The sequence below is a fragment of the Nitrincola schmidtii genome (assembly GCF_008973715.1).
GTDB lineage: Bacteria > Pseudomonadota > Gammaproteobacteria > Pseudomonadales > Balneatricaceae > Nitrincola > Nitrincola schmidtii.
The window spans coordinates 1-14,218 of the sequence record NZ_WBOL01000016.1 but is presented as its reverse complement, the minus strand read 5'-3'; the positions used below and the strand labels follow the sequence as shown (position 1 = coordinate 14,218).

Here is a 14,218-nt window from a genome sequence, read left to right as displayed (position 1 = left end):
TTACACCTGATTGATGCCGCATCCTTTCAATACCAGCCGGACGAGCAGGTCAGCACCTTCATTGAAGTCCTGATCGTCCAGTTCAGTTTTACTAAGCATGATACTGCTTTGTACCTGAAAATCAGCATAAGCCTGAGTTGAGGACCAGAGCATGAACATCAGATGCTCCGGGTTTATCGGGTCCATCCATTGTTTCGAAATCCAGTGGCGAAATACCTGACAGGTAGTTTGAAACTGTTCCTTCAAATCGGTTTCCAGCTGCTCGCGCAGATAGGGAGCACCATGCAGAATCTCGGCTGCGAAAATACGTGATGCATGAGGGTGTTCTTTGGATTGACGAATCTTCTTGACAATATAGTTGCGCAAGGCGTCGCGAGGATGCTGATCCTCGGTCATGTCATTCATGCTGAGCATCCAGATCGACAGGATATTGCTTAGCACACGCTTGTACAGGGCGTCTTTTGTGTGAAAGTAGTAAAGCACATTGGCTTTGGGCAGACCCGCTTCTTTGGCAATGGCTGAAATGGTTGTGCCACTATAGCCATTGTCACTGAACAGGCGTTCTGCAACCTTGAGTATATGGTCGGAATTATCCTGACGGATTTTGGCCAGATTGCGGCGGACAGGTTTGACAGATCGTTTCTTAACACTCATATCGAATCAATTTCACTGAAAAAGGCACCAGATCGGGCACAAAAATAGACGGTCGTGCCTGAAAAGAGTGCAGAAAAAACATCATTAGAGCAAGTCTGATTCATCAAACACATCTTAAATGTGTTGTTTGAAGCGCCTTCTAACGGAATAAACTCATTATAAACCAATTGAATATATGATTTTAAAAAAACTTCTGACCGATTGGTCAGGAGATGGCACAAAGTCTGCATTCTTCAGTTTATAACAATGATGAACCGACCATATCAGTGATAACCGGAGAATTTGACAATGAGCCTTCAACCCCCTGTGACCCTGGTGTCACCACCGCAGGACATTGATGCCTGCTTCAGTGATATTCACCCCCCATTGACTGCACGACAGGCGCATCTTGAAAGTGCTCGTTGCTTATACTGCTACGATGCACCCTGTATCAAAGCCTGTCCCAGTGATATCAATATTCCCAGTTTTATCCAACAGATTCATTCCGACAATCTTCAAGGGGCTGCACAGACTATCTACAGCAGCAATATTCTGGGCGGGAGTTGTGCTCGGGTCTGCCCAACGGAAATTCTGTGTGAACAGGCCTGTGTCCGTAATAAAGAAGCAGAGTGTGCACCGGTACTGATCGGTTTACTCCAGCGTTATGCGACAGATCATGCCGAGTTTACTGGGCACCCCTTTGATCGTGAACCTGAATCAGGAAAGCGGGTCGCTGTCGTCGGAGCAGGACCTGCCGGTTTAAGTTGTGCACATCGTTTGGCGATGAAAGGGCACCAAGTGGAGATTTTTGAAGCCAGTGAGAAAGCGGGTGGCCTCAACGAGTATGGTATTGCGCGCTATAAAATGACCGATGACTTTGCAGCTTGCGAGGTTGAGTTTGTCATGGGTATCGGTGGTATTACCCTGCATACAGGTCAGGCGTTAGGGCGAGATCTGAGTCTGGCAGAATTGCAGTCCAAGTTTGATGCTGTTTTTCTGGCAATAGGCTTACAGAGAACACGACAGTTAGGCTTAGAAAATGAATTAGCCACCGGTGTGCAGAATGCCGTGGATTATATAAGGGTACTGAGGCAGGCCGCCGATCTGAATGGCTTGAACATTCCTCAACGTGCTGTGGTGATCGGTGCGGGGAATACCGCCGTCGATATTGCCTGTCAGTTACGCCGTCTGGGTTGTGAGGAGGTAACGCTAGCGTATCGGCGAGGCACCGAGAGTATGAGTGCGACAGATCATGAACAGCAAATCGCGCGTGACCATCAGGTGCGGATAAAGACCTGGTGTCGCCCGGAAGTGATCACATTGGATGATCACGGCAGTGTTGCTGCGATTCACCTTAGACGGACCGAGATGCAGGGGGATGCACTGGTCGATCTGCCACATTGTGACATCTTGCCCTGTGATGCGATCTTCAAGGCGGTGGGTCAGACGTTAGACATGCCGGATGATGAACAGCTGGAGCTGCTTCGTCTTGATGCTGGCAAACTTGCAGTTGATACGAAGTTTCATACAGGACTTGATCGTGTATTTGCCGGGGGTGATTGTACTGCTGTCGGTGAAGACCTTACCGTTGAAGCCGTTCAGCAAGGCAAGCTGGCCGCCGAGTCCATTCATCAACTCTTAACCACTCAAGCCTGAATTAGGGAGACGTAACATGGCTAATTTATTCACACGTTTTGCTGGTATTGAATCGCCTAATCCCTTCTGGTTGGCATCCGCACCTCCGACTGACAAGGCATATAATGTTGAACGTGCTTTTGAAGCAGGCTGGGGCGGCGTGGTATGGAAAACCCTGGGTGAAGACCCGGCTGCAGTGAATGTGTCGTCACGCTATTCAGCCATTTATGATGCTACTGGGCAGGTGACTGGCTTCAATAACATCGAACTGATTACTGACCGAAGCTTGGAAATCAACCTGCGTGAAATTGAAGCGGTGAAGAAAAACTGGCCAGACAGGGCGCTGGTGGTATCGCTCATGGTTCCCTGCGAGGAAGAGTCCTGGAAAACCATCGTCAAGCTAGTTGAACAAACCGGAGCGGATGGACTGGAACTCAACTTTGGTTGTCCGCACGGTATGCCGGAGCGAGGTATGGGTGCGGCAGTTGGTCAGGTTCCAGAGTTTGTCGAGATGGTAACGCGCTGGTGCAAAACCTATAGCCGTTTACCGGTGATTGTAAAGCTCACACCAAACATTACCGATATTCGTTTTTCTGCTCGTGCCGCTCATGCTGGTGGGGCGGATGCCGTGTCCTTAATCAATACCATTAACTCCATCACTGGAATTGATCTGGACCAGATGGTGGCTCGGCCGATTGTGGATGGTAAAAGTACGCACGGCGGTTACTGTGGCCCGGCGGTAAAACCTATTGCACTGAACATGGTGTCAGAAATTGCCCGTGATCCACAAACTCAGGGACTGCCGATCTCTGGTATCGGTGGTATCAGTACCTGGCGGGATGTGGCTGAATTCATCGCACTGGGCGCGGGTTCTGTACAAGTCTGTACGGCAGCAATGGTGCATGGCTTCCGTATCGTGACAGAAATGCAGGATGGACTCAGTCGCTGGATGGACAGCAAAGGCTATCAGACACTGGAAGATTTCCGTGGTCTGGCGGTGCCCAATACCACCGACTGGAAATACCTGAACATGAACTACAAGATTGTCGCCAGCATCGATCAAGAAAGTTGCATTGGTTGTGGGCGCTGTTATATCAGTTGCGAGGATACCTCACATCAGGCCATCAGTCTGACATCCAAAGCCGATGGAACGAACCAGTTCGATATCATTGAAGCTGAATGTGTCGGCTGTAATTTGTGTCAAATTACCTGTCCGGTCAATGATTGCATCACCATGGTTCGTCGTGACACTGAGAAACCTTATATGAACTGGCTGAATGATCCACGCAACCCACATGGAGAGGCCCGTTAATTGAATTTGGTTAAGTTATCATCGATGGCATAGCCCTAGCTGTAAACCAGATGGCTAGCATGAATTTAACAGAGGAACGTGTGATGAAAGAAACGGATTATCCACTCAGTTAAGTCCCCGCCGGGGCACTTTGTCGGTAATGGTTTGATGGTCTTTACCGGTGCCCTGGGGGCGCTGATCTATCAGCAGGCGAATATTGTCGATGTGATGCTGGCGCAGGGCTTTGTGGTGTTGGCGGTGTTGATGCTGTTTCTGAATATCTGGACCACGCAGGACAACACCGTCTTCAACTTTCCTGTGGCAGGTTCTAACCTGCTGGGCACTTTTATACCGCCCATGGGTGGGGTTCATGGCCGACTTCTGGTTGCGACATAAAGGCGAACTACCATAACTTCTCAAGCTCACATGGTTTCCCGAAAAGGTAGCCCTGGAAGGCCTGACACCCCATTTCTTGAAGGAGTTGTTGTTGATCAGTTGTCTCAACACCTTCTGCAATAACGTTCAAATTCATCGAATCTGCGAGTGTGATGACGGCTTGAGCAATAGCTCTGTTATTCGAGTTTTCTCTAATGTTTTTAACGAAGCTTTGGTCGATTTTGAGTTGATCAATGGGTAACTGCTGCAAATAGGACAACGATGAATAACCTGTACCAAAATCATCAATCGAGAAGGTAATGCCATGTTGTTGTAATTCTGACATTTTTGCTTTTACTTGCTCGATATCCTGTGCCAGGAGCGATTCAGTAATTTCAAGCTTCAAGTATTTTGGGTTCGCTCCTGTTTCCTTTAAAACATCCAGCACTGACGCTACAAACTCTTTATGGCTAAACTGTACAATACTAATATTGACTGAAATGCTCCAACTTGACGCTTCTAAAGTGTTGGACCATTGGACGAGTGTTTCACAGGCTGTGCGTAAAACCCAGTGTCCAATCGGTATGATTAAACCACTGGATTCGGTCAAGGGGATGAAGTCTGCGGGTGAAATAATGCCTTTTAAAGGATGTATCCAACGCAAAAGTACCTCTGTGCCAAACGTTTTTCCGTGTTGATCAACTTGTCGTTGGTAGTACAGCCTAAACTGCTGGCGCTTAATGGCTTCATGTAGGTCATGTTCCATAGTCACTTGATGAGTTACAGCATTTTGCATTTCAGGATCAAAAAACTGAATGCAATTTCTACCAGAAGTTTTAGCTTTATACATAGCCATATCAGCTTGTTTAAGCATCTCTTCAGTTGAATGACTATCCGTATTGAACAGAGTGATGCCAATACTGGCCGTACTCATATAGGAAAGACCGTCCAAATCATAAATCTTTGTCAGCTCATAGACTATTTTGTCCGCAGCCTTTTCAGCTTGGTTTGCAGCTGTTGCTTTATCTGTGCCTAATTCTTCAATGACAACAACGAACTCATCACCACCCCATCGACTTACGGTGTCACTTTTGCGAACCGCTTGGGTGAGTCGTGTAGCCACTTGAGTCAATAATAAATCACCTTTATTGTGTCCTGCGCTATCGTTAAGGCTTTTGAAGTTATCCAAATCTAAAAACAGAACGGCACCATATTGTTTGTGACGGGTACACTTAGCCACCATTTGTTGTAAGCGCTCAACTAACAAGCGTCTGTTTGGTAACAATGTAAGGGAGTCATAAAAGGCTAGTTGATGTATTTCTTTGTCTTTTTGTTTTCGATATGTAATATCCCTTACTATTCCAACAAAGGTTGTCTCTTCACCGTGATTCACTTCAACTAGACCCAGTTCCATTGGAAAAGCTGAGCCATTCTTATGGAGAGCTATCAGTTCTCTGTTTCTTCCTGTGACGTGATGGCCTTCACCTGATAAATGTTTGGCGATATAGGAATCATGAATTTCACGATGTGGTGAATCCATCAAAAGACTCACATTCTGTCCAATCAGTTCATCACGGCTATATCCAAATATGACCTCGGCAGCGCGATTAAAGGTTTGAATGATGCCTTTATCATCGATACTGATGACACCATCTAGCATATTCTCAACAATAGCCTGCGTTTTGATTGATTGTTCATTAAGAATTTTTTCAGCGGTTATCTGCGCATCAATATCGAAATGCGTACCTAGCATCCATTCAACCTTGCCATCCGCAGTGAAGCTGGAAATCCGGCCCTGCGTATGTATCCACACCCATCTTCCATCTTTATGCCTCATGCGTATGTTAGCTTCATACGCCTGAGCTTCACCAGAGGAGTGTTTTTTAAGTTGATGTGTACAAAATGCTAGGTCTTCAAGATGAGTTAACCGTTCCCAAGTCGATCTATCGATAGGTTCTAGCTCATCAAGGGTATACCCTAATAATTCGGCCCATTTGTCATTGATCAGTAACTCGCCAGTTTGTAAGTTCAAATGCCAAGTACCAATCTTGTTCGTATCAATGACAGCCTTAACCAGTTTTTGATTATATTGAATAAGCTCGGCATCTTTTTTCTGTTGAGTGATATCAACTTGAACTGCAATATACCCAGCTAGTTCGTTCAACTGATTCCTTAATGGATTACAAATCAAACGGACCCAATAGGGGGTTCCACGTTTGGTGTAATTCAATACTTCTACGTCGAACCCAGTATCATTATTTAAAGCATCATGCATCGCTTTGATTGTATCGGTTCGAGTATCTTCACCTTGCAGTATTTGCCCCGGCTTTTCACCTATGACTTCGTCTAGAAGATACCCAGTAATGTCAGTAAAAGCTTCATTTATCCATAGGGTAAGCCCATCTTTATCCGTAATAACAACCCCATTCGTTGTTTGCTTAGCCACCTCTGAGAGCATCTCAAGTTGTTTTTTGAAGCGCTCTTCTTCTGTTGTATTGCGAATAATGATTAATACTTCGTTGTCATTAATCTTTTTGTATCGTGCCTCGAAAGATTGATTTGTACCTGGAAGCGTATAGTCATGAAAAATGACATCGCTAAATTTGAGCGCATTGCTAACATGCTGACTGAGCTGATCAGCCAAAAAGGGTGGTAAAACGTCTGTAGCGTATTTCCCAATAATGTTTCTACGTTCTATGAGCAGATCAGAGTGTTCTTTGCATTCAACAAAACACAGCTCCTTGTTGATCACCAAGACCATATCAGGGATTGAATCTAAAATTGTTGACACTCTTGATGAGCTTTGAATCAGTTGTTGTTGAAGTTCTATTTCGTTAATGCGTGCGATTTCATATTCAATTATATCTGCGAAATCACGAAGCTTACGTTTGTCATCCTCAGAAAACGTCCTTGGATTAGGATCAATAATACACAGTGTGCCGATAGGAAATCCATTGCGCTCACAGATAGGGGCGCCAGCATAAAAGCGAATGTGAGGTTTACCTGTCACCAGTGGGTTAGACGCAAATCTAGGATCTGCTGTTGCATCGCAGACAACAAATGTTTCATGATCGAGAATGGCGTGAGCACAGAAAGAGACATCCCTGTGTGTTTCACTTACTTCCAGCCCGAGTTTTGATTTAAACCACTGTCTATCTTCGTCAACAAGAGACAACAAGCATATTTTTACATTAAAAAAACCTGCCGCTAGTCGAGTAATGCGGTCAAAACGCTCCTCGGAGGGAGTGTCCAGTAAATGGGTACTCTGCAGTGCTCGTAAGCGTTCGATTTCGTTTTCTGGAATCAATGGGCGAGTCACTTCGGTATCCAAAATTCAAAAAAAGGTAGCAATAAACTGATCCAAGTACATTAGGAGATACGCAGATCTACTTGTGTTTAGATCGATCGAAAGTCAGTTGAAAGCATTGACTCTCATCATAACATTAGACTTTGGTTTTATACAGATTTATCGAGTTTGATGTTTAAACTGTCAGAATAATACATCCAGTTAATGTTTTCAGGATTGTTATTTATTTAATTGCTTGGATTAATTGAATTAATTAGGTGAAAGTGGGGGCTGAACATTCTGATTTCAGCCCCTTTGAAAATAACCGTAAATAAATTAATCAATTTTGTAGATCAAATGTTCAATCAAGATTAACTTGCTCCAGTTCATTAAAAAATGATTCGCCATCTGAGGTGTTGCTTTCTTGGATGTCAGCCATGCATTGCGAAGTTCTTGATTGCAAAAGTTGAAGTTTGAGTGCTTCAATATTGTCGTACTCTTCCATGGAGATAACTACGGAAACTGGCTTACCATTTTTGTTAATTTGAACAGGAGCGCGTTGCGCTCTAAGAAGTAAGTCACCAAATTGCGTTTTAGCTTCGTTTGCAGAAAGTGCGTCCATTGAGTACCGCCTCAAAAAAACGTTCGATTCGTTCAGTATATTCGATACTATTAAAGTACTCCAATAAAGCGGTTCTATCTAAATGTATACTTTATGATCCTCATTGACTTGAGAAAAACGCTTCTGAATGATGTGACTGAATACAGTTTGCATAATTATTCCTGTTTTCGTTTAAGGCTGAAAAAAAACGGACAAGCTTTTAAGACTAGACGTGAACCCAAGGTTTGCACCCCCTACCATAGATAGCCTTTTCGGCACCTAGTTTCAAATGAGCCAATAACTTCTCTTCCCAGCCAGCTGACAGTGAATCATTTATCGCTCGTGATACCTCAAATTCGAAGAGTTCAGGCTCAACTTCATAGATGAACTGCCAATTATCAAAAAAATTGTCCTGCTGTCGCATGATTAAAGCGGGTGAGGGGACGAGGTCTCTTTTTTGTTTCTGATTGATGGTTCGACTGGCGGGGAGTAAATTCCATAAGTCGTTATTTCTAGACACCGAAAACGGTAATGCATGGTCTACATCTAATGTCTTCGTGTTAACTGATTTGCCAGACCAAACGCATTGGAGCTTCGGTTTATTCAGGTAAAGTGATCGTGCCAGTGACTGTTCACGCTGCACATAATCGTTCTCTTCCAAAAGACCAAGTACCAGTCCAGTGGTAATGCTTGGATCATGTCGCTCGGCAAAGCGTTTTGTTAGTTCGACCCAACGAAGCAGGAGAGAGTTTCTAATCCAATAACCATTCAGACAAAACTCTGTCCATAGCTCTGCGTCCAGAAACACCAGTCCTGATTTTCGATCAAAGCGGTACATGGCCCCATCATCAGTGTATTTTATAGGACCCTCAACAATTGTGCGCTGAATAACTGCCTTTGCTTGCTTCAACAGGTTTATCAAAGGATGAGGTACTTTTCCCCGTTTGATATCTAACATGAGTAGGGCTAGAGAGGATGTGTGGTTGCCATAAATCTTTTCTGCCTCAGTTCGTAGGGTCGTCAAAGCAGACCTAAATGCGATAGGCTTTCCACTATTTGCTTCAGCATTATTTTGTGGAATTAGCTGCCTGCCATCGCAAAACGACCAGTAATAACGCAGCCAACTCATCACTATATGTTGGATCGGTATTCCTACTTCCGTTGTTGTTAACCAGGAAACGGTTCTCTCATCTTGGTCTGCAAGATCACAAAAGGCGCGCATCAGTGCCAACTTATAGGTCGCTACTTTTCTATCGTTGCGCAAAACGGATTCAATTCGATCCAATGAGCGTAATTTAGAAGCACCTTTCTCGAATAACAGCGTGTACCAACGAACGTCCGATCGATTCAGAGCATCCTCGTTGTCAAATTGACTGATGAAACGAAATCCTAAACGGATACACAGGAGTTTTAACTGCTCAGAATTGATAGGTGTAAAAAGCCTTCCGTTGGAATCCCGGTGATCATTATTAAGCCCAGTTCTTGGTGCAGGTATAGAAATGAGAAGTCTGCCTTGATCCTGCAACAAGTTGCGCATACTGATCAGAGCATCCACTTGATCAACGATGGGTATGTGCATAAACACGGCTGAACAAAGAATGCCATCATACATTTCTGAGAGGGCTAGCTTTGGAAGTGAGCCTTCTAATATTCGATTGGATAGTTCAGGATGCTTTTCAACTGATATTTCCCGAAGAGCATCGCTAGGTTCAACGCCATAGGCATCATAGCCAAGTTCAAGTGCTGCAATCACATCACGTCCTGAACCACATCCGACATCAAGCAACTTACTGCCGCTTTTAAAACTCAAGGGTAAGTACGTTGCAACTGGGCTTTTGACCGAGTCATACCGGTCAATGATTTCCTTTGCATGGGTTGAATAGTACTTACCGGTTGAGTTGTCCATTAATGAGCCATCCTTTGATTTCAATCGCTGTCATCCAAATCATATCATCTAGTGATTGTAGGTGTTGTCTTTCATTCACTTAACTCAATTGATATGAAAGCTTGCTAAAACCGACTCCACTCAATTTTCTGAATAATACCGTTGTAAATGTGGATGGTGTAATTGAGCTCGTTATGTCGGTAAAACCAGATTTCCGAAGTGGTCCATTGCCGACATTCTCCTTGACGATTGTGACTGACACAGACATCCGAAATGCTTTTGTTTAAGGGCTCGCCTAAATGTAACAGTAGCAGTGTTGCTGGTTTACCTTCATTGATGAGGGTGCTACCGAAACGCAAACTGAATGCCTGAGTTGTCGTTGATAACGTTATCAGGCAAAGAAAGATCAATGTCGTTACTGTTTTCATCCTTCAAGTTCTCCATTTGAAATACAACTAGTCCCAGTGTTTGGCGTCATGAATGGTCATTATTGTATCAGCCAAGCGTTGATTGCGTATGATTGATGACTCAAACTGAGTTAGATTTCTCGGTCATGATTTGAAACATGCTGATCTACCCAGTGTCTCAGTAAACGCTTAATATGAATTTTCACTATTCAGGAACAGCTTTCGTCATGATTAACGCTGAGCAGATGTTTAGTATTCTGGATACCTTGCCAGATCCTGCCTTTATTATCACCCGAGAGGGACGATATGTTGGCGTATTTGGTGGTAAAGATGCTCGTTATTATCATGATTGTAAAGGGCTTGTCGGGCAGCTGATTGCTAATTTGATCAAACCCGACAAAGCAAAATGGTTCATAGAACAAATAGAAAAAGCGCTTGTGACAAGAAATCTTTTGATTGTCGAATACGAACTCAGTAATAAAGATGTCAAAGGTCTGCCGGATGAAGGACCTGAAGAACCCATCTGGTTTGAGGGTCGAGTTCAAGCGTTGGATTTTAAAGTGGATGATGAGGATGTCGTACTTTGGGTCGCCAGTAATATTTCCGAACGTCACCATCTGGAAGTCAAACTGAGAGAAATGAGCGACACTGATCAGCTAACCGGCCTCTACAATCGCAGAAAACTAGAACGCGAATTGATATCTCAATTTGAAGCATTTACCCGCTACGGTCTATCAACCTCGATTTTAATGTTTGACCTAGACAACTTAAAATTCATCAATGATTCGCTCGGTCATTTGGCGGGTGATGAGTTAATCACTACCTTGGCTAATACTTGCATGGCAGAACTACGGGCAAATGATATTGCGTGTCGATTTGGAGGTGATGAGTTTGTGGTTGCGTTGCCAGCAATTGATCAAGTACAAGCGGTTCAGTTGGCGGAGCGATTACATCGCTGTTTCATTGATGCACTATCTCGCTTCTCAGTAAAAGAAACGAAAGCTACCGTCAGCATGGGCATATCTTCTATGACTGTTGGTGATACATCCTATTTAGACGTGTTGCGACGGGCCGATACGGCCCTTTATCAAGCTAAACATCAGGGTAAAAACAGAATCGTGTCAGCCTAAAATTTAAGAGACTGTTAGTGAGAAAAAAGCCAGAGACCCCGCAGTGTGTGCTTTGTGAACGAAAAGCCCCGCTTACATTTCATCATTTAATACCGCGCAAGGTGCATAGACGTGCACGATTCAAAAAGCATTACTTGCCAGAGCAACTCCAGCAAGGCATTTGGGTTTGTTATCCCTGTCATCGAGCGATTCATAGACGTCATGATGAGATGGAGTTAGCTCTGATGTTTAATACCCTTGAGACCCTTCAGTCAGATCCTGCTCTGGCTTCGCACATTGAATGGGTTAAGAAACAAAGGGTATTAGCTTTCTGAAAAATCATATACTTACACCATGTGTTCTTATTTCAGTTTAGGTTTATGTTTTTAGTAGCAAAAGCGTTTTTATCTGTTCTTCGATATCGATCGCAATCTTTTGATCTTAGATCAATTATATTTGAGAAGTGCCAGATATTGGACTATATTCCTACTATTGATGTAAAAGTAGGAATAAATTCCTATAAGGTAATGGCATGGCAAAGCGAGATTTACATAAGGTCCTGTTTCCCAAGCAACAAAAAATCCTTATTCAGTTTGGTGAGAACTTGTTGTTAGCAATGAAGCGTCGTGGATTCACTAAAAAGTTGCTGTGTGATCGAACAGGGTTTGATTATAAAACGGTCAACAAGGTATTCGCAGGCGATCCAGGTGTTGCTATAGGTACTTATTTGAAGATTATGGCTGTGCTGGGGATGGAGACTAACTTTGCAGAGATGGCTGCTCATGATGAAGTGGGTATTAAGCTGCAGAACATCAAGCTACTGGAAGGTTCGAAATGAGCCGTGATGTCATCGAGGTGTATGCGGATTGGTTGCCTATTGAAGAGTCCTTGCTACTGGGTCATTTGACTTACAGTGATTCGAACCGAGGTGGTGTCTTTAGCTTCTCTTACAATAAGGATTTCTTAAAATCTCCATACCGTTTGCAAATTGATCCTATGCTCACGTTGCACACAGGTAATCTTTTCAATGATGAATCAGATAAAAACTTCCGAGTATTTTTAGATTCATCGCCTGATCGTTGGGGTCGCATACTGATGCAACGCCGGGCGGCTATTGAGGCGCGAAAGGGCATCAGAGAGAACAGTCGTTTGACTGAGATGAGTATTATCGCTGGTTAACAATGTTGATTTCTCCAGGCTCTTCATTGGGTGGGGCAAGACCTAAGGCTTGTGTCACCGATGAGCATAATCATTTGTGGATTGCTAAGTTTCCCAATGCAAATGATACCCATGATGTAGGTGCGTGGGAAATGGTGTGTTATGAACTAGCCGTTGCGGCAGGCATCGACATGTTTCCGAGTGATGTTAGAAAACTTTCATCGCATCATCATACATTTCTAACTAAACGATTTGATCGTGAAGGTAATGCACGTCTTTATTTTTCCTCGGCAATGACACAACTCCAATACTATGACGGTGAGCGCTCACAGGGTGCTAGTTACTTGGAAATTGCTGAGTTTCTGTCTATTCATGGAGCGCAGACTAAGCAAGATTTAGCGAAGTTATGGCGACGGATTGTGTTTAATATCGCCGTGTCGAACACCGATGACCACCTGCGAAATCATGGTTTCTTGTTGACGAATAAAGGTTGGAAACTCTCACCAGCTTATGATTTGAATCCTAGCGTTGGTAAGCAGGGGTTGCATCTCCATATTACCGATACCGACAATACGCTCGATTACCAACTGGCGTTTGATGTGAAGGAATTTTTCAGATTGTCCCAGGAAGAGGCTGTAGAGATCTATGATCAAGTGTTAGATTCGGTTAAGCAGTGGCAATACGTTGCTAAGCGTCTTGGGATTAGTCGATCTGAGCAAGTTATGCAGCAACTTGCCTTTAATATTTAGGTCTAGTTTGGCGTCTTGAGGTTTCTCAATTTGCCACCGTATCAGAATATGACACTAGTCATGCACTTATTGATGATATCTGACACAGACATCCGAAATACTTGCCTTGTTTATCGATATAATCTGGCGGTTGAAACCATCGCTTCTATCTAACCTTCGGTAAATCACTCCAGCGGATGGTGTAGCAGGGTGATAAGTTATCACGCTTCATCTGCCAGCTTTGCGAAATACCATCCCGAGCAAAAGTGACTTGTCCTTTTTTCTGACGATTGATCTTCTCCAGTGTGGCCATCAGCTGTGTTGATCTTTCATCGACAGGTTGAACATCAAATAATCCCTGCTGTGTGATGGGTTGTTCATAAAAATCACTCAGCATGACGCCCGCTTTCATATAAGCATAACCATTTTTCCAGATACCGCTAAGCAGTTCGTTAGCAATACGGATGAGTTCGCGGCTATCACTGGAGGGTTGCGTGAGTGTTCTGGAAACGCTGTTGGAATACTGTGGCTGATTCTGATTAAACACGTTGGTGCGAAAAAAGATGGTAACTACACCCGCATTCATTCTTTCATTGCGTAGCTTTTCAGCGGCTTTAGTCATATAACTGCTGATCGCTTGCTGCATGTCAGACAGTTGCGTGATGCGCTGGCCAAAAGAACGCGAAACGACAATCTGTTTTTTGTGCGGTGGGTTATCATCAAAGGGAATACAGGCCATGCCGTTCAGTTCTCTTACGGTTCGCTCCAGCACAACAGAGAAGTGTTTTCGAATCCAGGCAGGGTTAGCATCGGCCAAATCTAGTGCTGTAGAAATGCCCAGTTCATTGAGTCGCTTACCGATCCGCCTGCCCACTCCCCAGACATCACCTACATCGGTAATCGCCATCAAACGTCGTTGACGTTGTGGATCAGATAGGTCAACCACACCACCGGTTTTCGGGTATTTTTTGGCACCCTGATTCGCCAGTTTTGCCAAGGTTTTGGTGGTAGAGATACCCAGACAGCAGGGGATGCCGACCTCTCTTTTCACTGTATTTACCACGGATCTTCCGTAGGACTCCAAGGGACCAAGATTCTCCATGCCGCATA

At 44.1% G+C, this 14,218-nt stretch carries 10 protein-coding genes and 2 pseudogenes; 6 read left to right on the top strand and 6 right to left on the bottom strand.

Annotation, left to right across the window (positions count from 1 at the left end; translation table 11 throughout):
* Positions 1 to 654, bottom strand: coding sequence for a TetR/AcrR family transcriptional regulator (locus tag F7R24_RS13000; RefSeq protein ID WP_151671695.1), 654 nt, complete (start codon positions 652 to 654; stop codon positions 1 to 3).
* Positions 655 to 942: 288 nt separating this feature from the next.
* Here F7R24_RS13000 and F7R24_RS12995 point away from each other — a divergent pair, with 288 nt between their 5' ends.
* The 3 genes and pseudogenes from F7R24_RS12995 to F7R24_RS12985 all read left to right on the top strand — a co-directional run.
* Positions 943 to 2,289: an NAD(P)-dependent oxidoreductase gene (locus F7R24_RS12995; RefSeq protein ID WP_151671694.1), complete on the top strand. Its 1,347-nt coding sequence runs from the start codon at positions 943 to 945 to the stop codon at positions 2,287 to 2,289.
* Between the two features lie 16 nt (positions 2,290 to 2,305).
* Positions 2,306 to 3,580, top strand: coding sequence for an NAD-dependent dihydropyrimidine dehydrogenase subunit PreA (gene preA, locus F7R24_RS12990; protein ID WP_151671693.1), 1,275 nt, complete (start codon positions 2,306 to 2,308; stop codon positions 3,578 to 3,580).
* Positions 3,581 to 3,709: 129 nt separating this feature from the next.
* Positions 3,710 to 3,968, top strand: a pseudogene (locus F7R24_RS12985) (cytosine permease); the annotation flags it as partial.
* Here F7R24_RS12985 and F7R24_RS12980 read toward each other — a convergent pair.
* The 4 genes from F7R24_RS12980 to F7R24_RS12965 all read right to left on the bottom strand — a co-directional run bounded on the left by F7R24_RS12980 (position 3,963) and on the right by F7R24_RS12965 (position 10,134).
* Positions 3,963 to 7,253 carry a bifunctional diguanylate cyclase/phosphodiesterase gene (locus tag F7R24_RS12980; RefSeq protein ID WP_151671692.1) on the bottom strand — a complete coding sequence of 1,097 codons (3,291 nt, stop codon included), beginning with the start codon at positions 7,251 to 7,253 and terminating at the stop codon, positions 3,963 to 3,965. The pseudogene F7R24_RS12985 and the gene F7R24_RS12980 sit on opposite strands and share 6 nt — an antisense overlap.
* A gap of 328 nt (positions 7,254 to 7,581) precedes the next feature.
* Positions 7,582 to 7,842: a type II toxin-antitoxin system Phd/YefM family antitoxin gene (locus tag F7R24_RS12975; RefSeq protein ID WP_151671691.1), complete on the bottom strand. Its 261-nt coding sequence runs from the start codon at positions 7,840 to 7,842 to the stop codon at positions 7,582 to 7,584.
* A gap of 205 nt (positions 7,843 to 8,047) precedes the next feature.
* Entirely contained in the window at positions 8,048 to 9,727 is a 1,680-nt protein-coding gene (locus F7R24_RS12970; RefSeq protein WP_151671690.1) for a class I SAM-dependent methyltransferase, read from the bottom strand.
* Positions 9,728 to 9,831: 104 nt separating this feature from the next.
* Positions 9,832 to 10,134, bottom strand: coding sequence for a DUF2845 domain-containing protein (locus F7R24_RS12965; RefSeq protein WP_151671689.1), 303 nt, complete (start codon positions 10,132 to 10,134; stop codon positions 9,832 to 9,834).
* A gap of 206 nt (positions 10,135 to 10,340) precedes the next feature.
* Here F7R24_RS12965 and F7R24_RS12960 point away from each other — a divergent pair, with 206 nt between their 5' ends.
* The 3 genes and pseudogenes from F7R24_RS12960 (at position 10,341) to F7R24_RS12945 (ending at position 13,129) form a co-directional block, all read left to right on the top strand.
* On the top strand, positions 10,341 to 11,243 hold the full coding sequence (locus F7R24_RS12960) for a sensor domain-containing diguanylate cyclase (protein ID WP_151671688.1): 903 nt from the start codon (positions 10,341 to 10,343) through the stop codon (positions 11,241 to 11,243).
* A 511-nt stretch (positions 11,244 to 11,754) separates the two neighbouring features.
* On the top strand, positions 11,755 to 12,060 hold the full coding sequence (locus F7R24_RS12950; RefSeq protein ID WP_151671686.1) for a helix-turn-helix domain-containing protein: 306 nt from the start codon (positions 11,755 to 11,757) through the stop codon (positions 12,058 to 12,060).
* Positions 12,057 to 13,129: pseudogene (locus tag F7R24_RS12945) on the top strand (type II toxin-antitoxin system HipA family toxin). The gene F7R24_RS12950 and the pseudogene F7R24_RS12945 overlap by 4 nt, the downstream one beginning before the upstream one ends.
* A 145-nt stretch (positions 13,130 to 13,274) precedes the next feature.
* Here F7R24_RS12945 and F7R24_RS12940 read toward each other — a convergent pair.
* Positions 13,275 to 14,218, bottom strand: a 944-nt coding sequence (locus F7R24_RS12940; protein ID WP_151671685.1) for a DinB/UmuC family translesion DNA polymerase, incomplete at its 5' end; no start/stop codon positions are given.

Excerpts from the sequence above, each read along its gene's own strand:
- F7R24_RS13000 (WP_151671695.1), bottom strand. The coding sequence starts at position 654 with ATGAGTGTTAAGAAACGATCTGTCAAACCTGTCCGCCGCAATCTGGCC.
- F7R24_RS12995 (WP_151671694.1), top strand. The coding sequence starts at position 943 with ATGAGCCTTCAACCCCCTGTGACCCTGGTGTCACCACCGCAGGACATT.
- preA (WP_151671693.1), top strand. The coding sequence starts at position 2,306 with ATGGCTAATTTATTCACACGTTTTGCTGGTATTGAATCGCCTAATCCC.
- F7R24_RS12975 (WP_151671691.1), bottom strand. The coding sequence starts at position 7,842 with ATGGACGCACTTTCTGCAAACGAAGCTAAAACGCAATTTGGTGACTTA.
- F7R24_RS12970 (WP_151671690.1), bottom strand. The coding sequence starts at position 9,727 with ATGGACAACTCAACCGGTAAGTACTATTCAACCCATGCAAAGGAAATC.
- F7R24_RS12965 (WP_151671689.1), bottom strand. The coding sequence starts at position 10,134 with ATGAAAACAGTAACGACATTGATCTTTCTTTGCCTGATAACGTTATCA.
- F7R24_RS12960 (WP_151671688.1), top strand. The coding sequence starts at position 10,341 with ATGATTAACGCTGAGCAGATGTTTAGTATTCTGGATACCTTGCCAGAT.
- F7R24_RS12950 (WP_151671686.1), top strand. The coding sequence starts at position 11,755 with ATGGCAAAGCGAGATTTACATAAGGTCCTGTTTCCCAAGCAACAAAAA.